Genomic DNA, 20243 nt, shown 5'->3' on the forward strand with positions numbered 1-20243 from the left:
GGGCGGGGGGGTCGCGCGGGTCGCGCGGGTCGCGCGGGTTTTCGCGCTGGGCGACAGTTCTCGCGTGCGGCGGGCCGTGAACTGTCGCTGGACGCGAAGGATCGGTGCGCAGCCGACTCCCGACAACCCCCAAAGGGCCGTTTGACGGTGTCTCCGGGTCAGGAGAGCATTGCCGCATGTCGAGCCTCCAGTCCCTCCGGGCGACCGCCCACCCGATCCGGCTCCGCCTGCTCTCGCTCGTGACGAGCACCGCGATGAGCGCCGCCGAGGCCGCCCGGGAGCTCGGGCTCTCGCAGGCCACAGCGAGCTACCACCTGCGCGTGCTCGAGCGGGCGGGGCTGGTCACCGTCGTCGAGGTCGTCCGGCTCCGTGGCGGCGAGGCGAAGCGGTACCGGCACGAGTCGTCGGCCCAGCCGTTCGACCCCGATGGCCGATCCGGCGGCGGTGGCGGTGGCGGTGGCGGTGGCGGTGGCGACGACGGTGGCGCGGACGACGTCTCGGTCGAGGACCAGCTCGTGTACATCGAGGCGCAGGTCGACGAGCTCCGGCGACGGGTGCAGCAACGGACCACGGGGCCCGGCGTCTCCACCGATGCCGAACTGTGGGTCAGCCCGGAGACGTGGCGCCGCGTGGTGCACCACGTCGGCCAGACGTCCGCTCTGCTCCACGCCGCGGCGCAGCGGCCCCGCACCCCGGGCACGGTTCCGGTGTCGATGACCGTCTCGATGTTCCCGATGCGGCGACCGTGAGCGCGTCGACACGAGGCGCACTCGGCCACGCACCGTTCCGCTGGCTGCTCGCCGCCCGGACGGTGAGCATCGTCGGGAACGCCGTCGCCCCGATCGCCCTGGCGTTCGCCGTCCTCGACCTCACCGGGTCCCCCGTCGACCTCGGGCTGGTGGTCGCCGCGCGATCGGTCGCGAACGTCGCCGTCCTGCTGTTCGGCGGGGTCATCGCGGACCGTCTCCCCCGTGACGTCGTGCTCGTCGCCACGTCACTCGGAGCTGCCCTGACGCAGGGCGCCGTCGCCGGGCTGGTCCTGACGGGCACCGCGACCGTCCCGCTCCTCGTCGTCCTGAGCGTCCTGAACGGTGCGGTCGCCGCGGTGAGCCTGCCGACGACCGCTGCCATGGTCCCCGAGACCGTGCCCGAGGCGCTGCTCCGCCCGGCGAACGCCGTGATCCGGTTGAGCATCAACGCCGGCACCATCGTCGGGGCCTCCGCCGGCGCCGGCATGGTCGCACTCGTCGGCGCCGGGTGGGGGTTGGCGGCGGGCGCCGCCGGCTTCGCCGTCGCTGCAGCCCTGTACGCGCGGATCCGACTTCCACGTCGCCCGTCCGTCGCGCCGGCTGACCGTCCGTCGGTGACCGCGGACATCCGGGAGGGATGGGCCGAGTTCTCGGGACGACGCTGGGTCTGGACGGTGGTCGCCCAGTTCGCGGTGCTCAACGCCGCCTTCGTCGGCGCGACGACCGTGCTGGGTCCGGTGGTCGCGGACGCTTCGTTCGGCAGGGCGGGTTGGGGGCTCGTCGTCGCCGCGCAGACCGTCGGTCTGGCGCTCGGAGCGCTGATCGCGCTGCGGTGGCGGCCACGGCACGCCCTCGGCATCGGCGTCGCGCTGATGGCCGTGACCGCGATCCCCGTCCTGGCGCTCGGCATCGCACCGGCCCTGCCGACCCTGCTCGTCGCGTTCGCCCTGGGCGGGGTGGCCATCGAACTGTTCGCGATCGCCTGGGACCACGCGCTGCAGTCGAACGTGCCCCGGGCTGTGCTGTCGCGGGTCTACTCGTACGACATGGTCGGGTCGTTCGTCGCCGTCCCGCTCGGCGAGGCCCTGGTGGGACCGTTGGCGCACGCCGCCGGGACGACCACGACCCTGATCGGGTGTGCCGTCGTCATCGTCGTCGCCACCGTGGCCGCCGCGTCGACCCGGAGTGTCCGCCGGGTGACCACGGAGGCGACCGTGCCGGCGTGATCAGCCCAGGGACGCTTCCGCGTCGACCTCGAACGCTTCGAACCGGTCGTCGCCGAGGATCGCGTCGACGAGCGACCGAGGGCCGGCGACGATCGTCGAGTCCCAGTCGATCTCGGTGGCGAGCACCCACTCGTGCCCCTCGGGCCAGAGCATCTGCGGGGTGTGCCCGAAGTCGACGTACGTCCCGACGCGGGCGTCCTCCGTCCACGACGGATCGCTGAGCTCCGGCAGGGACGTCGAGAAGAGGATGCACTCCCGGTCGGGCCAGGCGAACCGCGGACCCGCGAGCGACTGCCGGAGGGCAGCCTGCTCCCGCCGGTGCTGCGCCTGCCTCCGGGCAATGTGCGCCTGCATCTCCGCGCGCTCGGTTGCGGTCGGCTCGCCGCTCCCCTGCCACCCGAACGCCAGGGTCGACGTCCCGTTCAGGTCGCCCCACCCGTCCCAGATCGCCCCGACCAGGTCGTCCGGCGTCGACGTCGCGTCGGCGAGGAGCCCGGTGAGCGCGGCGAGTTGCTTCGGCTCGTACCAGCCCGCTTCGGGTGGATGGACGACCCAGCCGTCCTCGAAGGGCAGGTCCGACTCGTCGTCCCGACCGCTGAGCGTCTGCCACGACACGAGCGGGTTGATCGCCCGACGGGTGCGCGCGGCGACGTCGGCCCAGCGCCACTCGGCCGACTCGAGGACCGGGTGCTCGTCGTACTCGTCCACGGTCGTACGGTCTTCGCGATCCGCTCGGAGCGGATGCAGGATCCGGACGTACGCCTCGAAGCCGGTGCCCGCGACGCCGCCGAACGTGGCGAACACGCCGGCCCGGGCCAGCAACCAGTCGCCGCGCGAGACGTCCCCGATCAGTTCCATGTGTCGAGCCCTGGGTGCCCGTGCGGTTCAGCCGACCTGTGGGCGGGGTGCGCGGAGGCCGGGGAACTCGTCGTCGCGCCACTCCCCCTCGGCGCGCGTGCCGTTGGTCACCGACTGCTCCTCGCGCTCCCGCAGCTCCACGCGGCGGATCTTGCCCGAGATGGTCTTCGGGAGTGCCGCGAACTCGACCCGACGGACGCGCGCGTAGGCGGGGAGAGCCGTGCGCGCGTACTCCAGGACCTGCCTGGCGGTGTCGGCCGACGCCTCCCATCCGGTGGCCAGCGTGACGTACGCCTTGACGACGTTGAGACGGGCGTCGTCGGGAGCCGGGACGACCGCGCTCTCGGCCACGGCCGGGTGCTGCAGCAGGGCGCTCTCCACCTCGAACGGCGACACCTTGTAGTCGGAGGACTTGAACACGTCGTCGGTGCGGCCGATGAACGTCAGCTCGCCGTCGGCGTCGCGGACGGCGATGTCGCCGGTGTGGAAGAAGCCGTCGCGCATCGACGACGCCGTGCGGTCGGGGTCGCCGAGGTACTCGGCCATCAGGTTGACGGGCCGTTCGGTGAGGTCCAGGCAGACCTCGCCCTCGTCGCCCGGTTCGCCGGTGAGCGGGTCGATCAGCGTGACGGTGACGCCGGGGAGCGGCTTGCCCATCGCACCGGGCGTCACGGGGGCGCCCGGGGCGTTGCCGATGATCGCGGTGGTCTCGGTCTGCCCGTAGCCGTCGCGGATGGTGAGGCCCCACGCCGCCTCGACGCGGCCGATGACCTCGGGATTGAGCGGTTCCCCGGCCGAGATGACTTCGCGGAGCGCCCGGGGCTTGGCGCCGAGGTCGGACTGCAGCATCATCCGCCACGCGGTGGGCGGCGCGCAGAACGTGTTGACCTCGGCTCGTTCGAGCTGCGCGAGGAGCGCGACGGGGTCGAACCGCGCGGTGTTGTGGATGAACACGGTGGCCTCGGCGATCCACGGGGCGAAGAAGCAGCTCCACGCGTGTTTGCCCCACCCGGGTGAGCTGATCGTCAGGTGCACGTCGCCGGGCCGGACGCCGAGCCAGTACATGGTGCTGAGGTGCCCGACCGGGTACGACGTCTGGGTGTGCACGACCATCTTCGGCTTCGACGTCGTGCCGGACGTGAAGTACACCAGGCACGGGTCGGTCGTGCGGGTGACGACGTGGGGACGGACCTCGTCGGCGGGTGCGGGCTCGCCCAGGTCACCCGGGTACTCAGTCCACCCCTCGGCGGGACCGCCGATCACGATGCGTGTGAAGGCACCGTGGACGTCGTCGTACTTGTGCGTCTCGCTCTTGTTCGTGACGACGTGCGCCACCGAGCCACGGTCGACGCGGTCCTGCAGGTCGGCGGTGTCCAGCATCGTCGACGTCGGCAGGATGACCGCACCGAGCTTGATCACGGCGAGCATGGTCTCCCACAGCTCGACCTGGTTGCCGAGCATGACGAGGACGTGGTCGCCCTGTTGCACACCGAAGCCGTCCAGGCGCGCGGCGAGCCGATCCGACCGTGCGGCCATCTCGGCGTAGCTCAGTCGCTGCTCCTGACCGTCCTCCTCGACGATCCACAGCGCGGTCCGGCTGTTGTCGCGGGCGATCACGTCGAACCAGTCGGTCGCCCAGTTGAACGTCTCGCCGACGTCCGGCCACCGGAACCCGGCACGTGCCGCTTCGGGAGAGTCCGCGGCGAGGAGCTGGTCGCGGGCTGCACGGTACGCGTCGGTCGGGTTCACAGAAGACACGGATCGATCATGCCGCATCCGGCTCGGAGCCGGCGCGGGAGCAGCTGTCCTGCTCGCGGCGCAGCTTGATCAGATGAGTTCTTGGATCCAGTGCTCGAGCCACGGGATCACGAGTGCGAGATCGTCCGCGTCGACCGAGTCACTCGCGGCGGCACGTGCCGCCGGACTCGCGTTGAGCGCCAGCGAACTGGGGAGCGCCTGGAAGAGCGGGATGTCCGATCGGCTGTCGCCGATGGCGCAGCAGTGTTCGATCGGCACACGGATGTCGCGAGCGAGCGCGAGCGCCCGGTCCCGTTTGTCGAACTCGTCGAAGTGCTCGGCGACGGTGCCGTCGTGGACGCCGCTGCGCTCCCCCACGCGCGGCCCGCCGTTCGGGACGAATCCGAACCGCCGCGCGAGGGAACGGGTCACGGGCTGCCACGCGAGCGACGCGAGCACGGGTTCGACGCCGTGGGCGCGACACCACTCGACGACGGTCTCGGTTCCGGGCAGAACCGGCAGATCGTCGAGCCACCGGTCGATCGCCGCGGTGGTCGTGCCTCGCCACGCGAGGGCGTCGATCTCGCTCACCTGCTGATTGGTGAGCGCACCGTCGGCGTAGCTGGCTTCTGCGTCGTCGAGCGCGTCCTGGTGCCCGAACCGGGCGGCCAGGAAACTGCTGCTGGAACCGGGGGTGACGATGGTTCCGTCGACGTCGAAGAACACGATGCCGACGGTCATTCCCGCGCGCTCCCCCGCACGACCGCACCGAGCACCCGGATCGTCTCGTCAGTATCGACGTGCAGGTGTGCCCCGATGCCGAGCGTACGTGCGGCCTCGATGTTCTCGGGCACGTCGTCCACGAAGAACACCTCGTCCGGGTCCGCCCCCAAGCGCTCGAGCGTGATGCGGAACGCCTCGGCATCGGGCTTGTTCACACCGATCTCGTGGGAGTAACAGATCGGGTCGAACACCGCCGAGAACCCGAAGCGTCGCTCCTCTTCTTCTCGGGCACCATCGCCCGAGTTCGACAGGATCGCGAGGCCGATCGTGCCGCGGAGTCCGGCGAGGAAGTCGTACAACGGCTGGTTCAGCGTTCCGCAGTACGCATCCCAGAAGTCGGCACGCATGACGGCGAGCTGGTCGGCCGTCAGCCCGAGTGCCGCGTCGATCCCGGCCCAGTACCGGTCGACGACGCCCGTCCGACGCGAGGTGTCGGGCAGGTCGGCCGCGACGAGGCGTGCGGAGAAGTCGTCCGTCGTCATCCCGAGACGCTCGGCCCACCGCGCCCGGAAGTGTCCGGGCCAGGCGGCGTCGTCGACGAGTTCGAGGACTCCGCCCACGTCGGACAGCAGCCACCGCACGGCGGGCCCTGCAGCCCCGGGCGTCCCGCCGGTCACAGCGATCCCCGCAGCTGCCGGATCATCTCGATCTCCCGTTCGCTCGGGTCGAGCACGTACGCCTCGGTCGCCCCCGTCGGCTCGTAGCCACGCCGGGCGTAGAAGGCCTGCGCACGGGCGTTCCCCTCGTGCACGTGCAGCCGCAGGGCCGACCCGTGCGCGGCCGCCCACTCCTCGATCTCGTCGAGCAGCGCATCGGTGACGCCGGCACGACGACCCCGGTGCGAGGGCGTGACGTAGACGCCGACCAGGAGTGGCCCGACCCGGGGACCGGGTACGAACACGCCCATCGTCCCGAGCCACCGGCCGTCGGCGTCGATCGCGGCGAGGGTCGTCCCGCCGACGTCGTGCTCTCGGCGGCCGCGTCGACGCCACTCACGCTCCTGCATCCGCTCCGCGTCGGCGAGCCGCTCGCCGTACGCCTTCGGGGTGTCCCGGAGCATCTCGAGCCGCAGTGCCCGGACAGACTCCCAGTCGTCCTCGGTGGTCGGTCGGATCGTCGTTCCCCGCATGGCCCGAGCCTAGAGGCGACGGGGTCGGAGAACTCGTCCCAATCCGACTCGCGGACGACGCCGAATCACCTGCAACGACCGGGAACCACCCGGAGCGCTCACCAGCCGCACACCGCTGGTTCTCCACCCTGTTCGAGGGTGTGTTCGGCGCGCACACAGCAACCGCGCCGAGCGCGACAACAGCAAAGGACTGATCACGATGCGTAAGAGCCTCAAGACCTCCATCACCCTCGCCACGACCGGTGCCCTCGTCCTCGGCGGTGCCGCGTTCGGGATCTCCTCCGCCCAGGCCGCGACCCCGAACGTGCAGACGGTGTCCTCGTCCGAGTCGAAGATCCCCGCACCCGTCGCTTCGGTGCCCGAGGTCCTCGGTGGTTCCACCGCCGTGAAGCTCGACTCCGGCTTCACCGACGCCCTCACCGCCCTCAAGCTCACCCCCGGCGTCTCCGGCGACGCGACCCTGGAAGACGGGTCGGTGTCGTTCCCGATCACCGCCGGGTCGGTCACCTACTGGTCCCCCGACGGCGACTACCGCCCGTACGTGCAGGGCCTGCTGAACCACGACGACTCGGGTCTGACCCTGAAGGCCGGCGACACCACCGTCACGCTGGAGAACTTCGTCGTGAACCCGGGCTCGTCCAAGCTCTACGGCGACGTCCTCGTCAACGGCAAGGTCGCCGCGGCCAACGCGTTCCTGTTCGAGCTGCACGGCGGCTCCCTCAAGCCCCTCCAGCTCGAGGGCGACAACGCCATCCTGACCGGCACCACCGTCCACATCTCCGAAGACGCCGCCGGCCTGCTGAACAAGACCTTCGGCACCGACGCCGTCAAGCGCGGCCTCCTCGTCGGCACCGCCACCATCACCGCACAGATCAAGTAACACCCCGCACCACCAAGGTCGGCCCGGACCACGCAGCAGCGTGGTCCGGGCCGACTCGCGTTGCGCGCCGGGCACACCTGGGCGGAACCGGGCATACCTGGCGGAACCGGGCATACCTGGCGGAACCGGGCGTGCCTGGTGGAACCGGGCGTACCTGGTGGAACCGGGCGTGCCTGGTGGTACCGGGCATACCGAGCGGAGCCGGGCGTACCTGGTGGAACCGGGCGTACCTGGTTGAACCGGGCGTACCTGGTGGGTTCTTCCGACCAGGTACGCCCGTTCTTGCGAACCAACGCGCCCGCGATGGGAAAGAACGTGCGCGCAGACGGACGGGAGGCCCGGTGCCAGCTGGCACCGGGCCTCCCGTCCGTCCTGTGGGACGCCGGGCCGGCGGCCGGCGTCGTCACGGGCTGGGCGACACCTCACGCGCTCACGTGCGCGTGAACTGTCCGGCAGGGCGAGACTCGGCGCGCCGTGGCCACATGCGCAACGAGCAACGCCCCGACCGGAGCGGTCGGGGCGTTGCTCGTGACGGTGCCGATCAGCGGATCAACGAGATGTTGTCCGCCTGCGGGCCCTTCTTGCCGGGGCCGACTTCGTACTGCACGTGGTCGTCCTGGGCGAGCGGCCGGGAGCCGGTCGCCGCGACGATGCTGGAGAAGTGCGCGAACAGGTCCTGGGACCCGTCGTCCGGGTGGATGAACCCGAACCCCTTGCTGTGGTCGAACCACTTGACGGTGCCCGTGGGCATGGCGCTCAGCACGGCGTCAGTGGATGCGCAGCTGCGTGACCATGGGGCACGCGAAGGGGTCGCGGGCGGCGAGGCCGACGCGGTTGAGGTACCGGACGACGATGCCGTAGGAACGCAGCAGCGTGGTCTCGGTGTACGGCACGTCGAGGGTGTCGCAGTGGTCACGCACGAGCAGCCGGGCCTGCTTCAGCGCCGGACGCGGCATCGACGGGAACAGGTGGTGCTCGACCTGGTAGTTCAGCCCACCCATCAGGAACGACACCCACCAGCCGCCACGGATGTTGCGCGACGTGCGCACCTGGCGGGAGAAGAAGTCGACCTTCGCATCGTGGGCGATGGTCGGCATGCCCTTGTGGTTCGGGGCGAACGAGGCACCCATCATCACGCCGAACACGGCCAGCTGCACCCCGAGGAACGCACACGCCATCCCGAACGGCAGGAACCAGAACACGACCGTCAGGTAGATCGCGAACCGCGCCACCAGCAGGGCGCCCTCGATGATGCGGTTCTTGACGTCGGCCTTCGTGCCGTTGCCGGTGACGATCGACACCACGGCGTAGCGGTGGAGGTTGATGCCCTCGAGCGTGAGGAGGGGGAAGAACAGCCACCCCTGGAAGCGCATGAAGGTCTTCATCGCGCCGCCCTTCACGGCGGCGGCGTCCTCCGGCAGGAACCGGATGCCGTCCGGGGCGATGTCCGGGTCCTTGCCGACCGTGTTCGGGTTGCCGTGGTGGCGGGTGTGCTTGTTCATCCACCACGAGTAGCTGAGCCCCACCAGGAACGTGCCGAGCCAGCGGCCCGCACGGTCGTTCCACTTCTGGGACTCGAACACCTGACGGTGCGCGGCTTCGTGCGACAGGAACGCGAACTGCGTGAACAGCACGCCCAGCGCACCCGCCACGATCAGCTGGAACCACGAGTCACCCAGGAACGCGAACGCGACCCAGGCGAGGGCGAGGCTGCCGACGAGTGCGCCGAACAGTGCCCAGTAGAAACCGGTACGACGGCGCAGCAAGCCGTTCTCCTTCACCTGCGCCAGGAGCGCGGAGTAGGTCGAGGTGCCCTTGCGGGCTCCCGTAGCGGGACGAGTGCGGGTGTAACCCGGAGCGAGCGGAGTGGTGGTCATGTGGACCGCCTTCCGGTACGGATCGGTCCTTCAACCGGTTCGAGGGAGTTCACGCGAGTGCGCTTGTGGCGACCCTAGGGGCCGAACTTGCGTGTTCACCGTGGTGTCCGGAACACGTTGTGGGCGCCTCCGATCAGCCCGCGTGACGCTCCGTACCGTCTGCGAAGCGGCCGGACGATGCGCGCAACGTCTGACCCGGGTACTCCCCGAAACGACGGAAGTAGGTGCCCGAGAACCGCCCCAGGTGCCGGAACCCCCAGGCCATCGCCACCTCCCCCACACTGGTCTCGTGACGGGTGCCGGACTCGAGCGCGGCGTGCACGCGGTCGAGCCGCATCCGCAGCAGGAACGTCATCGGTGAGACACCGTGCTCCCGCATGAAGGCCGTCTGCAACGTGCGCGGACTGACCCCGACCGCGTCGCAGATGTCGGCGAGGCAGAGCACCCGATCGCAGTGCCCGTCGAGGTAGGCCTCGGCGAGCTCGACCGTCGACGGGGTGACGGAACGCCGGACGACTGCGGTCACCCGCGCGCCGAACGCTCCGAGGACGGCCTCGACCAGTGCCACCTGCGCACCTGTGCGGGCACCGGACGTGAAGCCGTCGCGGGTGGCCGTCACGGCGACCTGCTCGACGCACCGACGCAGGTGCTCGAGCGCGCCGCCTGGCGGCTCGGCCCCGTGGGTCGGCAGTTCCGGCGCCGTTCCCCCCGATGACCCGCGCACGTGGTCGAGGAGCGACCGGTCGATGCTGACCAGCTGGAGTGTGCCCTTCGGGGCGCGCACCGAGAACGCCCCCGTCGTCGGCATGAGGACCGGCGTACCGGGTCGGGTCTCGAGCACGGTCTCGTCGTCGACCCCGACACGCACGCCCCCGGTGCTCGACCACCCGACGACGATCCGGTCGATCGGCTCGAACACCCCCGAGAACCCGGAGGTCGCCGACGCCGTCACGAGGCTGACGCAACCGTCCCGCCGGGTCCGGTACCGGAACCGGAACGGCAGGCGGAACGGGTCCTCCTCGGCGTCGAAGGCGACGTCCCGCCCGTGTCCGGCCTGGGCGAGGACGCGTGCCGCGAAGGCACGGTCGCTCCCCGAACGTTCGGTCCGACGGCGCTGACCGTCGATCCTGGCGGTGACGGTCCGGGCCGCGTCCGTGCCGTGGACCGCGGTCAGCACGGTGCCTCATCGAGGTGTTGCCCGCAGCGGTGCTCGAACCAGGCGCGGGCGTCCTGCAGCGTCGCGCGCCGGTCGTGCTCGTGCAGTGCCGCCATGAGCGTGCAGTCGAAACCGTCGCCGGTGCGCTCGATGAACCCGAGGAGCATGTCGGGGCCGCCCCAGGCCGCTGCGGCGTCGACGACGCGCCAGCACCCGGAGTCGACCGGCTGCACCCGGATGTCGGTCGGGTCCGTCGCGGCGAGCGCGCGGATCCGGTCGGTGTGGACGACCTGTTTCCACACGACCGAGTCGCTCATCATGGTCGAGGTTCCCTGTGCGTGTCCCATCGCGCCTCCCTGTTGGTCCGATGTGGCGCACCGCTTCAACCGGCGGTGCACGAGACACTTTCAGTATCGGCAGGACATTTCCCGTCACGTCAGGGGTTGACAGCAGACCGCGTAGGGCGGATCATCCGCGGTCTGCACGGCGGTGCTGGGAGCGCACGGTGCAGCGGTGTCGTACGGTCGGCCCATGAGCGACGGGAGCACCGCGGTGCCGGACGGGCCACCCCGGCTCTCACGTGCGGTGCGGGACGCCGTTCGCTTCGTGCAGGAGCACGCGGCCACCCACATCACGGTCACGGACATCGCCGTTGCTGTCCAGCTGTCGCCCAGGAGCCTGCAGAAGCGGTTCCAGGCCGAGCTCGGTCAGACGCCCGGCGTGTACCTGCGGGCCGTCCGGCTCGAGGGCGTGCGCCGCGACCTCCAGGCGGCATCGGGAGCGCCGGACCGCCGGACGATCGCCGAGATCGCCGAGCGGTGGCAGTTCAGCAACGCGGGGCGGATGGCCGCTGCGTTCCGGGCGGCCTACGGCATCGCACCGTCGTCCGCGCTGCGGTCCTTCGTGCCGGAGGACGACGAGGACGGGGCGCCGAGCCTGTCGGACCGGAACCAGCGGCGGTTCCGCCTGGTGCTGGACTGCGAAGTCGACGTCGACGACCCGACGGCGGTGCTCGCCGGTGCCCTGCAGCGAGCCGGCAGCGGACCGTGGCGCGACTACCGGCCCGACGGCGGCAGCGAGGACCTGATGGCGTTCCTGCTCGGCAACGCGGTGCGGACGGTGGTGCGCGAGACCTCCGGTGTGACGCTGGTGGCCCTGGACGCGATGCTCCGCGTGCAGGACGAGCAGGGGTCGTACCCGCCCGCCGAGCTCCCGGCCTGGCGCGCCGGCCCACCGCCGAACACGACTGCGCCGTCCGGATCGTCCGAAACCGCCCTGCGCGTAGGATCGAGAGACGGCAGGGAAGGCGCCCATGGATGACGCATTCGAGCGTGCACTCCGCGCGCTCCGCTCGGCGGACATCGCCGACGATCAACTCAGTGGGCCGTTCGCGCTCGCACTGCCCATGGGTGGTGTCGCCATCTCGACGTTCGGTGCCCTCTGCCCCAGCGAGACGGTGTCCGCGACGGACGAGGTCGCCACCCGCGTCGACGAGATCCAGTTCGACCTGTCCGAGGGCCCGTGCTGGACAGCCCTCGCGACCGACGCCCCGGTCCTCGCGACCGACCTCGTGCAGCGTCCCAACCCGGAGTGGCCGGCCTTCAACGAAGCCGTCCGGCGCGAACCCGTCGGCGCAGTGTTCGCGTTCCCGGTCGCGTTTGGGCCCTTCCCGCTCGGTGCGGTCGACGTGTACGTCCCGCAGCCGGCGACGATCGAGGACGACACCGTCCGGCAGGCCATGACGCTCGCCTCGGCCGTCAGTCGCCGGGTCCTCCGCCGAGCCCTCCGTTCCATCGCCGACGAGGACGACGCCCTGCTGGACCGGAGCCCGTCGTCGCGTCGCGTGGTGCACCAGGCCACCGGGGTCGTCCTCGCACAGCTCGACATCAGCCCCGAGGACGCGTACCTGCTGCTGCAGGGACACGCGTTCGCCCGCCGGACGACGATGCGTCGCGTGGCGGAGGAGATCCTGGACGGCACGGTCCGGTTCGAGAAACGCGGCGACCTGATCGAGGAGGTCCAGTGACGACAGCAGGCAGGGAAGCCCGGATCGTCGAGACGTTCACGACGATCACAGACACCCTGGTGGACGCCTACGACGTCGTCGAACTGTTGCAGACGCTCGTCGAGACCTGTGCCGACGTGCTCGGGATCGACGCCGCCGGCATCCTGCTGGCGAACGACGAGCAGGAACTCGAGGTGGTGGCGTCCACGTCGGAGGCCACCCGGCTCGTCGAGGTCCTGCAGCTCGACGCCGAGGCCGGGCCCTGCATGACCTCCTTCGCGACCGGCCGGACCGTGACGTGCCCGGACATCGACGCCGCCCCTGCGGAGTGGGCGATGTTCCGGACCGGCGCACTGGCGCTGGGGTTCCGTTCGGTGCACGCCGTCCCGCTCCGACTGGGGAGCAACGTCATCGGCACGCTCAACCTGTTCGGGACCGACACCGGTGCCCTCCCCGAGGCCGACCTGCGGGTCGCACGGGCCCTGGCCGACGTCGCGACGATCGGCATCCTGCATGAGCGCTCCCTGCGGGAGCACGAGGCCGTCCGGGCGCAGCTGCAGCGCACGATCGGCTCGCGCGAGGTCATCGAGCAGGCCAAGGGGGTCGTGTCGTACCTGCGGGGTGTCTCGATCGAGGACGCCTTCGCGGTGATCCGGGGGTACGCGCTCGAGCACCACGAGCCGCTCTCCGAGGTCGCCCGCTCGATCGTGCAGCGCCGACTCGTCCCCTGACGAGCGCGGCCGGTCCGACGGGTCCGTCGACCCTCCGCCCGCTACGGTGAGCGGATGGGCAAGGTCACGCTGCAGGACGTCGCCGCACACGCCGGCGTGTCGATGAAGACCGTGTCCAACGTCGTCCGCGGCTACCGGCACGTCAGCGACCCGATGCGCAGCCGGGTGCAGGCCGCGATCGACGAGCTCGGCTACCGGCCGAACGTCTCGGGCCGCTCACTCGCGACCGGTCGCTCGAACATGCTCGCCTTCGCGTTCCCGGATCTCCGTCGCCCGTACTTCGCCGAGCTCGCACACGTCTTCTCGCGGGTCTGCGCCGAACGCGGCTACCAGCTCCTGCTCGAGGAGACCGGCGGCGACCCGGACGGTGAGCGCTCGGCGGTGCGGGGGCGCGAGGCCGGCATGGTCGACGGCGTGGTGATCCACCCGCAGGTGCTCACGCCGGAGGCGATCGACCGCATCCGCGGGGACACGGCCGTGGTGTTCCTCGGCGAGGACGTCCGGCCCCCGCACGCCGACCAGATCGTCATCGACAACGCCGGGGCAGCCGCCGAGGCGGTCGCACACCTCGTGGCGCTCGGCCGTCGGCGCATCGGGTTCTTCGGGCACGAGACCGGACCGTCGTCGCGCACGTCCGGACTGCGTCTGGACGGCTACCGCGCGGGCCTCCTCGACGCCGGCCTCCCGTTCGACGACGCACTCCTGGTCCCCCGCGAGATCGGCGACGCCGCGGGCGCCGAGCTCGCCTTCGGCGCGGCGCTCGACGCCGGGCTCCGCGTCGACGGCCTGCTGTGCCGTGACGACCTGGCCGCGCTCGGCGCGCTCCGGGCGATGCGCCTGCGCGGCCTCGACGCGCCCGGCGACGTCGCGATCGTCGGGTGGGACGCGATCGGGCTCGGGTCGAGCCTGGTGCCGAGCCTGACCTCCGTCGCGCCCGACACGGTCGCGCTCGCCGACACCGCGCTCGACCTGCTGGTCGAGCGGATGGACGGATCCGACGTACCCGGCCGCCTCGTCACGGTCGGCCACCGGCTGCTGGTCGGCGAGAGCGCGCCGTACGCGGACGGCACGTCCGACCGGGCGGCGCACCAGGGCGCCTGACGACGGACGGGAGGCCCGTGGCGGCGCCGCCACGGGCCTCCCGGCCTCGTCCCCGTCGTTCTCCGTCAGCGGCCCGCGGGCGCCGACTCCCCCGGGTGCACGCTGCCGAGCAGCTCGACGACGACGTCCCGGAGGGCGTCGGGCAGGCCCACGGTGCCGAGCTCGACGATGCGGTCGGCGCGCGGCAGGTCCTTCGCCACGACCTCCCACGCCTCGAGCTTCTCCGGGTTGCCGGCCTGCGCGCCCTCGAGGGCCCGCCGCACGGCGTCGCGCGCATCGACCCCGACGACGGGTGCGCCGACCAGCGTGACCGAGCCGCCCGACGCCGAATCCACCGACAGGTCCACGGAGAACCGGTCGGCGGACCGCGCCGACGTCTCCTGCCCGTCGGCCGGAGCCGCGAGGAACGTGATCCGCCACTCGCGGTGGGCGGGGACGACGTCGAGGGCACCGGTCGTGGCGTGCACCCGGAACTCGGCGCGGTCGGGGTCCCAGGTCAGCCGGGTCTCCGCACCGTGGTCACCGTCGCCCTCGCGGTCCTCGACCAGGGTGAAGGACCCGGCGGCGCCGGGGGCGACGAGGACCTCGAACGCGGTCGGGTTCGCGGTGGCGTCGAGCTGGTCCTCCGGGGCGAGCGGCAGCACACCCCCGGCGCGCAGCAGGACCGGCACCGTGTCGAGCGTGCGGTGCAGGTCGACGAACCGGTCACCGGCGTACACCGTGCCGGTGAAGACGTCGGTCCAGGTGCCCGGCGGCAGCCAGGCCCGGGCCACTCCGTGCAGGCTGACCGGGTCGCGCGGGGCGACGATCGGGGCGACGAGCAGCTCGGACCCGAAGGCGTAGGTGTTCGGCACCCGGTACGCCTCGTCGCGGCGGGGCTCCAGGTGGTAGAGCGGGCGGACCAGGGCAGTGCCCTCGGCGGTGCGGTGGTTCATCGTGTGCAGGTACGGCACCAGGCGGTGGCGGAAGCGGAGCGCCTCCCCCATCGCGGCGCGCGCCTCGGCCGGGAACACCCACGGCTCCTTGCGGATGAACGGGTTGTTCGCCGAGTGCAGTCGCATGATCGGCGAGAACACCCCGAACTGCACCCACCGGGTGGCGAGTTCGTCGTCGCGGACGCCGCGGGTGTGTCCGCCGATGTCGTGGCTCCACCAGGGGTAGCCGATGTTCGCGGCGGTGGCGGTGAACTCGGGCTGGAACGCCAGGGACGCCCAGGACACGACGGCGTCACCGGAGAACCCGACGGCGTACCGGTGGCTGCCCGGGCCCGCGTAGCGCGAGAAGGTCATGCCGTCGACGGGGGCCGGGACTGCGGTTGCCTCGGCGGTGGTGGCGGTTTCTGCGTCCGCGGTTGCGTCTCCGCCCGACGGCGCGTGTCGTGCGGAGTCGAGCAGGTGGAAGTGGTTGAGCAGCCACAGTGGATCGACGCCGGGCAGCCCGGTCTCGCGGCCCTGCTGCCAGTCGATCCACCAGAAGTCGACGCCCTGCTCCTCGAGCGGGCGGTGCAGCTGCTCGAAGTAGGCCTGCAGGAACCGACGGTCCGTCGGGTCGAACGGGATCGGCTGCTCGGTGTCCGGGTCGACGCCCATCGCCCGCGCCACCGCGGGGTAGGCGTCCTCGAACGCCCGCACGCCGTCGGCCGGGTGCAGGTTCAGGGTCGTGCGCATCCCCCGGCGGTGCAGCTCGGCGAGGAAGGCCTCGGGGTCCGGGAACAGCGACGGCTCCCACGAGTACCCCGTCCAGCCGTTGCCGAACCGTGGCGGCACCGAGTCGACCCGGTGCCAGTCCATGTCGATGACGGCGACCGAGAACGGCAGCTGCTCGTCGGCGAAGCGGTCGAGCAGCTCGAGGTACGAGGTGTCGCTGTACGGGTGGTACCGGCTCCACCAGTTGCCGAGCGCCCACCGCGGCATCCGCGAGGGCGGCCCGGACACGGCGTGGTACGTGCGGAGCGCAGCGTCGTAATCGCGGCCGTAGGCGAACACCGTGACGTCGCGGCGACCGGGGACCCGCGTGCCGATCCAGCCGTCGTCGGCGAACAGGAACGACTCGCTGTCGTCGAGCGCGGTGATGCCGTCACGCGCCAGGATCCCCGGCTCGAGCGGCATCCGGCCGTCCACGTCGTCGAGGGTGCGACCGGTGCCGCCGAGGTCGCGCGGCTCCTGTCCCCAGCGCCAGCGGTTGGCGTCCGGGCCGGTGGTCTCGACGACCAGGCCGCTGGGGCTGAACGGGCGGCCGTCGTAGCGCAGGCGGGCGCGGTCGGTGGTGACGACGACGCCGGTGCCGGTGTGCTCCACGGTGAACGCCGGGACGGGCAGCCGGCGGCGCATCGCGAAGGTCGAGGCGCGGTCCTCGAACCCGCCGTCGTCGCTCCACTCGACGCGGAACGCCCCCGCGTCGAGGACGGTGATGCGCCAGTGGCCGCCGCTGACGACGGCCGCGGGGTCGGCGACCGGGTCCGAGCCGGGGAACGGGCGGATGGTGGGCAGGACGGTGCCGGTGCCGGTGCTGCTGGTCGTGTCGGTGCTGGTGGTGCTCACGTGGTGCCTCTCAGCTCTTGACCGCACCCTGCGTCACGCCGCTGATGACCCAGCGCTGCGCGAACAGGTAGACGATGATCGTGGGCGCCATCGCCATCAGGTACGAGGCGAAGGCGACGTTGTAGTTGGTGCCGAACTGACTCTGGAAGATGTTCTGCACCACGGGCAGGGTCTGCAACCCCGGGTCCGCCGTGATGAGCGACGGCATCATGAAGTCGTTCCACGACGCCAGGAACGCGAAGATCCCGACCGTCGCGTTCATCGGACCGAGGAGCGGCAGGATGATCCGCCAGAAGATCTGCCACGTGGACGCCCCGTCGATCCGGGCGCTCTCCTCGAGCTCCACCGGGATCGAGCGCAGGTACGCCGAGTAGAGCAGCACGCTGAACGACAGTTGGAACATGGCGTGCAGGATCCCGACGCCGATCGGGTTGTCGAGCCCGATCTCGGCGGTCAGCTTGATCTGCGGCAGCGCCACCACCGGGAACGGCAGGAACATCGCCGCGAGCAGGTAGACGAACGAGTACCGGAAGAACCGCTTGTGCCAGTTCCGGACGATCGCGTACGAGGCGAACGAGCTGAGCAGCAGCGTCGCGACGACGGTGAGCGCCGCGACGCCCAGAGACACCGAGAAGGACACCGGGAACCGGGTCAGCTGCCAGGCCTCGGCGAACGAGCCCGGGTTGAGCGGGAACGGCAGCGAGAGCGCGTTGCCGTCGACGGACTGCTCGGTCGTCTTGAACGCCATCGAGAGGGTGACGTAGAGCGGGACGAGCACGGTCAGCGACGCGAGGCCGAGGACCACGGTGAGCGTCCAGTTCGTGCCGCCGAGGCGTCGGCGGTGGCCGCGGCCGGAGCCGGAGCCGCCGGTGGTCACCGCGCGGGTGTCGGTCGGGGGTCGTGTGTCGATGGCGGTCATGCGAGTCGCAGATTCCTTCCGCGGGTCGCCGCGAGCTGCAGCACGGAGATGAGGACGGTGATGATGAAGAACACGGTCGCGTTCGCCATCTGGTAGGCGTAGTCGCCGCCGGTGAAGCCGCCGAAGATGGTCATCGCGACGCTGCTCGTCGCGCTGCCGGGGCCGCCGTTGGTCAGGCCGACGATGACGTCGTACGCGCCGAGGTAGCCCTTCACACCGAGCACGGTGTTGATGACGATGAAGCCGCCGAGCAGCGGGAGCGTGATCGCGCGCAGCTGCTTCCAGCCCGTCGCCCCGTCGAGCGAGCTGGCCTCGTACAGCTCCTCGGGGATGGACGTGAGGCCCGCCGTGTAGATGAGGAGCGCGCCGGGCACGGTCTGCCAGGCGGACACGATCACGATCGCGAGCCAGGCGAGGTTCGGGTCACCGAGGATGCTCTGCTCGAGCGGGCCGAAGCCGACGCTCGTGGCCAGGGCCGGCACGGTGTTCGAGAACAGGAAGTTGAACACGTAGGCGACGATGATCCCCGAGATCACCATCGGGATGACGAAGATCGAGCGCAGCCCGGCGGCGAACCGGATCTTCTTCGCCAGGGCGATCGCCAGGGACAGCGCGACGACCTGCGTCACGATGACGGTGACGACCGCGAAGCCGAGCGTGAACCCGTACGACGCCAGGATCGCGGGGTCGGACACGAGCGCCTTGTAGTTCTCGATGCCGAGGAAGTTCCACTGCCCGAAGCCCAGGTAGTCGGTGAAGCTGTAGAAGACGCCGACGCCGGCCGGGGCGACGACGAACGCCGTGAACAGCACGAGGGCGGGCACGAGGAACAGGTAGTACATGCCCTCCGTGCGGTGGAGGGAACCCACACGACGGTGCGTGCGGGACGCCGCGGTCGCCGGTCCGGAGGTCGCCGGGTCGGTGTCGCGGGAGAGCGGGGTCTGCATGGTCATGGTGGCTCCTGTGTCCTGGTCCGGCTCAGACCGTCGCGGAACGGCCGGCGAGCCGCCGCCAGTCCGAGTCGAGCCGCTGCAGCATCGAGGTGAAGTCCCCGCTCCGGATCGCCGACTGCAGGTAGTTGCCGAGCGGGATCGACGTGGGGATGAAGGTGCCGGCGCCCTGGTAGAACGCCGCGTCGTCGACGTACTGCTGCAGTCCGGCGAGACGCTCGTCCTGCTGCGGCGGGGCGTCGATGCGGGGCGAGTACGCCAGGTTGTCGCGGTTGTAGGCGTCGATGACGTCGGGCTGCATGAGGAACTCGACGAGCTCCTTCGCCTCGTCCGGGTGCTGCGACGCCGTCGGGATCCAGAGTCCGAGGTCGATGTTGACGCGCGCCTTGCGGTCTGCCGGGTCGTTCGACACCGGCAGCGCGAACGTGCCGACGGGCAGATCCTCGTCGATGAGCGCGATCTGCCCGAGCGCCCACGGGCCCTGCAGGTACATCGCGGCCTCGCCCTTGCCGAACGCCAGGTTGCCGTCGGCGTAGGCCCGGGTGGCGTGGTCGGGGTTGAAGAACGACGAGATGGTCTTCGCGCGCTCCATCGGCACCGCGAAGTCCTGCTCGAACGACACCTCGGAGTCGGGGCCGACGTCGGGCCCGAGCGCCTTCATCTTGCGGAAGAACGACCCGGTGTCGACGAGGCTGCCGACCGAGTAGTCGAACAGGCCCTGCCAGAGCGTCCACGTGTCGCGGTCGGTGGCGTAGATCGGGGTGATGTCGGCCTTCTGCAGGGTGCGGCACACCTCGACGAACTCGTCCCACGTCGTCGGGACCGGCAGGTCGTGCTCGGCGAAGATCCGCTTGTTGTAGATGACCCCGGCCGCCGCGAGCGAGTACGGCAGCACGCTCGTACGGTCCTCGAACTTGGCGTACTGGTTCGTGAGGGTGTCGATGTCCGGGCGGACGCGCGCCGCCGACGGCAGGTCACTGAGGTCGCTGAGCACGCCGCGCGAGATGTACCGCGCGAGTTCGAGGTTGTCGTTGAAGCACCCGACGTCGGCGGGTTCGCCGCGCACGAACTGCGGGGCGATCGCCCCCGTGCTGTCGTGCACGACGGAGAACCCCGCGTGCTCCCCCTCGAACCGCCGCAGCAGCTTGTCGAAGTACGCGATGACCTCCTGCTTCTGCTCGTAGAAGCGGAGCGTCGTACCACCACCGGCTGCGCGTCCGGGGGTCGCGCACCCGGCGAGCGCCATGGTGCCGAGTGCGATGCCACCGGCCGCGCCCGCGAGGAACCCCCGCCGGCTCAGCGCGGCCTGGAGTGTTGCGGTCCTGCTTCCCACCATCGGGTCTCTCCCTCGTTGCGCATCGTCGCGCAGGCTCCTGTTTACAGCGCTGTAAAGCGTACGTCAACGTTGTAATCGCCTGTGACAGTGGTCGGTGCGCCCCACGGACGGGAGGCACGGTGCCAGCCCGCCCCGCGCCTCCCGTCCGCCGCGCAGCGCGTCCACCGCCGCGCGCCGCCACCTGGTGCGAGGTTCCGCACTCCGTGCGAGGGCCGGAGCGCCGCACCGAGTGCGGAACCTCGCACGGGGCGCACCGGGGGCGCACC

At 71.2% G+C, this 20243-nt stretch carries 20 protein-coding genes; 7 read left to right on the forward strand and 13 right to left on the reverse strand.

The genetic code is table 11. The annotated features are described in order from the left end of the window. Nucleotides 1-176 precede the first annotated feature (176 nt). Together KK097_RS09840 and KK097_RS09845 are read left to right on the forward strand one after the other, a co-directional pair. Complete coding sequence (locus KK097_RS09840) at nt 177-749, forward strand: ArsR/SmtB family transcription factor (protein ID WP_214544559.1); 573 nt, start codon at nt 177-179, stop codon at nt 747-749. Next, nucleotides 746-1975 (forward strand): MFS transporter, encoded by a 1230-nt coding sequence (locus KK097_RS09845; protein ID WP_214544561.1) that lies wholly within the window; start codon nt 746-748, stop codon nt 1973-1975. Before KK097_RS09840 ends, KK097_RS09845 begins: the two co-directional genes overlap by 4 nt. On the opposite strand, the gene KK097_RS09850 is transcribed toward KK097_RS09845, so the two are convergent. The 5 genes from KK097_RS09850 to KK097_RS09870 are packed head-to-tail and all read right to left on the reverse strand — an operon-like array spanning nt 1976 to nt 6482. After that, entirely contained in the window at nt 1976-2833 is an 858-nt protein-coding gene (locus tag KK097_RS09850) for a hypothetical protein (RefSeq protein ID WP_214544563.1), read from the reverse strand. 27 nt (nt 2834-2860) lie between these two features. Beyond that, on the reverse strand, nt 2861-4609 hold the full coding sequence (locus tag KK097_RS09855) for an AMP-binding protein (RefSeq protein ID WP_214544565.1): 1749 nt from the start codon (nt 4607-4609) through the stop codon (nt 2861-2863). Nucleotides 4610-4660: 51 nt separating this feature from the next. Further along, complete coding sequence (locus KK097_RS09860) at nt 4661-5311, reverse strand: HAD family hydrolase (protein WP_214544567.1); 651 nt, start codon at nt 5309-5311, stop codon at nt 4661-4663. Next, complete coding sequence (locus tag KK097_RS09865) at nt 5308-5970, reverse strand: HAD family hydrolase (RefSeq protein WP_214531293.1); 663 nt, start codon at nt 5968-5970, stop codon at nt 5308-5310. The genes KK097_RS09860 and KK097_RS09865 overlap by 4 nt, the downstream gene beginning before the upstream one ends. Next, nucleotides 5967-6482, reverse strand: a complete 516-nt coding sequence (locus KK097_RS09870) for a GNAT family N-acetyltransferase (protein ID WP_214531294.1) — start codon at nt 6480-6482, stop codon at nt 5967-5969. Before KK097_RS09870 ends, KK097_RS09865 begins: the two co-directional genes overlap by 4 nt. 199 nt (nt 6483-6681) lie before the next feature. Here KK097_RS09870 and KK097_RS09875 point away from each other — a divergent pair, with 199 nt between their 5' ends. Then, the gene (locus KK097_RS09875) at nt 6682-7362 is read left to right on the forward strand and encodes a hypothetical protein (protein ID WP_214544569.1); all 681 of its coding nucleotides are present in this window, start codon (nt 6682-6684) and stop codon (nt 7360-7362) included. Nucleotides 7363-7903: 541 nt separating this feature from the next. Here the strand turns inward: KK097_RS09875 and KK097_RS09880 are convergent. The 4 genes from KK097_RS09880 to KK097_RS09895 all read right to left on the reverse strand — a co-directional run bounded on the left by KK097_RS09880 (nt 7904) and on the right by KK097_RS09895 (nt 10742). Next, on the reverse strand, nt 7904-8113 hold the full coding sequence (locus KK097_RS09880; protein WP_214530120.1) for a cold-shock protein: 210 nt from the start codon (nt 8111-8113) through the stop codon (nt 7904-7906). Nucleotides 8114-8129: 16 nt separating this feature from the next. After that, on the reverse strand, nt 8130-9239 hold the full coding sequence (locus KK097_RS09885) for a fatty acid desaturase family protein (protein ID WP_214530045.1): 1110 nt from the start codon (nt 9237-9239) through the stop codon (nt 8130-8132). 133 nt (nt 9240-9372) lie between these two features. Next, a complete protein-coding gene (locus tag KK097_RS09890; protein WP_214544571.1) occupies nt 9373-10416 on the reverse strand; it encodes a helix-turn-helix domain-containing protein in 1044 nt (347 codons plus the stop codon). Further along, entirely contained in the window at nt 10410-10742 is a 333-nt protein-coding gene (locus tag KK097_RS09895) for a hypothetical protein (RefSeq protein WP_214544573.1), read from the reverse strand. Before KK097_RS09895 ends, KK097_RS09890 begins: the two co-directional genes overlap by 7 nt. Before the next feature lie 184 nt (nt 10743-10926). Here KK097_RS09895 and KK097_RS09900 point away from each other — a divergent pair, with 184 nt between their 5' ends. Genes KK097_RS09900 through KK097_RS09915 form a run of 4 tightly spaced genes read left to right on the forward strand, consistent with a single transcriptional unit; the run spans nt 10927 to nt 14232 of the window. Next, the gene (locus KK097_RS09900; protein ID WP_214544574.1) at nt 10927-11715 is read left to right on the forward strand and encodes a helix-turn-helix transcriptional regulator; all 789 of its coding nucleotides are present in this window, start codon (nt 10927-10929) and stop codon (nt 11713-11715) included. Then, entirely contained in the window at nt 11708-12421 is a 714-nt protein-coding gene (locus tag KK097_RS09905; RefSeq protein WP_214530049.1) for a GAF and ANTAR domain-containing protein, read from the forward strand. Before KK097_RS09900 ends, KK097_RS09905 begins: the two co-directional genes overlap by 8 nt. Continuing rightward, entirely contained in the window at nt 12418-13131 is a 714-nt protein-coding gene (locus KK097_RS09910; RefSeq protein ID WP_214544576.1) for a GAF and ANTAR domain-containing protein, read from the forward strand. Before KK097_RS09905 ends, KK097_RS09910 begins: the two co-directional genes overlap by 4 nt. Before the next feature lie 54 nt (nt 13132-13185). Further along, on the forward strand, nt 13186-14232 hold the full coding sequence (locus KK097_RS09915) for a LacI family DNA-binding transcriptional regulator (RefSeq protein WP_214544578.1): 1047 nt from the start codon (nt 13186-13188) through the stop codon (nt 14230-14232). Between the two features lie 65 nt (nt 14233-14297). Here KK097_RS09915 and KK097_RS09920 read toward each other — a convergent pair whose 3' ends face one another. The 4 genes from KK097_RS09920 to KK097_RS09935 are packed head-to-tail and all read right to left on the reverse strand — an operon-like array spanning nt 14298 to nt 19977. After that, the gene (locus KK097_RS09920; protein WP_307858425.1) at nt 14298-16772 is read right to left on the reverse strand and encodes a glycoside hydrolase family 31 protein; all 2475 of its coding nucleotides are present in this window, start codon (nt 16770-16772) and stop codon (nt 14298-14300) included. Nucleotides 16773-16782: 10 nt separating this feature from the next. Further along, the gene (locus tag KK097_RS09925; protein ID WP_214544580.1) at nt 16783-17691 is read right to left on the reverse strand and encodes a carbohydrate ABC transporter permease; all 909 of its coding nucleotides are present in this window, start codon (nt 17689-17691) and stop codon (nt 16783-16785) included. Further along, nucleotides 17688-18644: a carbohydrate ABC transporter permease gene (locus KK097_RS09930; RefSeq protein ID WP_214530053.1), complete on the reverse strand. Its 957-nt coding sequence runs from the start codon at nt 18642-18644 to the stop codon at nt 17688-17690. Before KK097_RS09930 ends, KK097_RS09925 begins: the two co-directional genes overlap by 4 nt. A gap of 25 nt (nt 18645-18669) precedes the next feature. After that, nucleotides 18670-19977, reverse strand: a complete 1308-nt coding sequence (locus tag KK097_RS09935; RefSeq protein ID WP_250893114.1) for an ABC transporter substrate-binding protein — start codon at nt 19975-19977, stop codon at nt 18670-18672. Between the last annotated feature and the right edge of the window lie 266 nt (nt 19978-20243).

The organism is Curtobacterium flaccumfaciens (assembly GCF_018598405.1).
In the GTDB taxonomy this organism is placed as follows: Bacteria; Actinomycetota; Actinomycetes; order Actinomycetales; family Microbacteriaceae; genus Curtobacterium; species Curtobacterium aurantiacum.

What these genes read in the sequence shown, in the direction of transcription:
- KK097_RS09840 (WP_214544559.1), top strand. Translation starts at nt 177, where the DNA reads ATGTCGAGCCTCCAGTCCCTCCGGGCGACCGCCCACCCGATCCGGCTC.
- KK097_RS09850 (WP_214544563.1), bottom strand. Translation starts at nt 2,833, where the DNA reads ATGGAACTGATCGGGGACGTCTCGCGCGGCGACTGGTTGCTGGCCCGG.
- KK097_RS09855 (WP_214544565.1), bottom strand. Translation starts at nt 4,609, where the DNA reads ATGCGGCATGATCGATCCGTGTCTTCTGTGAACCCGACCGACGCGTAC.
- KK097_RS09860 (WP_214544567.1), bottom strand. Translation starts at nt 5,311, where the DNA reads ATGACCGTCGGCATCGTGTTCTTCGACGTCGACGGAACCATCGTCACC.
- KK097_RS09870 (WP_214531294.1), bottom strand. Translation starts at nt 6,482, where the DNA reads ATGCGGGGAACGACGATCCGACCGACCACCGAGGACGACTGGGAGTCT.
- KK097_RS09875 (WP_214544569.1), top strand. Translation starts at nt 6,682, where the DNA reads ATGCGTAAGAGCCTCAAGACCTCCATCACCCTCGCCACGACCGGTGCC.
- KK097_RS09880 (WP_214530120.1), bottom strand. Translation starts at nt 8,113, where the DNA reads ATGCCCACGGGCACCGTCAAGTGGTTCGACCACAGCAAGGGGTTCGGG.
- KK097_RS09885 (WP_214530045.1), bottom strand. Translation starts at nt 9,239, where the DNA reads ATGACCACCACTCCGCTCGCTCCGGGTTACACCCGCACTCGTCCCGCT.
- KK097_RS09895 (WP_214544573.1), bottom strand. Translation starts at nt 10,742, where the DNA reads ATGGGACACGCACAGGGAACCTCGACCATGATGAGCGACTCGGTCGTG.
- KK097_RS09900 (WP_214544574.1), top strand. Translation starts at nt 10,927, where the DNA reads ATGAGCGACGGGAGCACCGCGGTGCCGGACGGGCCACCCCGGCTCTCA.
- KK097_RS09905 (WP_214530049.1), top strand. Translation starts at nt 11,708, where the DNA reads ATGGATGACGCATTCGAGCGTGCACTCCGCGCGCTCCGCTCGGCGGAC.
- KK097_RS09915 (WP_214544578.1), top strand. Translation starts at nt 13,186, where the DNA reads ATGGGCAAGGTCACGCTGCAGGACGTCGCCGCACACGCCGGCGTGTCG.
- KK097_RS09925 (WP_214544580.1), bottom strand. Translation starts at nt 17,691, where the DNA reads ATGACCGCCATCGACACACGACCCCCGACCGACACCCGCGCGGTGACC.
- KK097_RS09930 (WP_214530053.1), bottom strand. Translation starts at nt 18,644, where the DNA reads ATGACCATGCAGACCCCGCTCTCCCGCGACACCGACCCGGCGACCTCC.
- KK097_RS09935 (WP_250893114.1), bottom strand. Translation starts at nt 19,977, where the DNA reads ATGGTGGGAAGCAGGACCGCAACACTCCAGGCCGCGCTGAGCCGGCGG.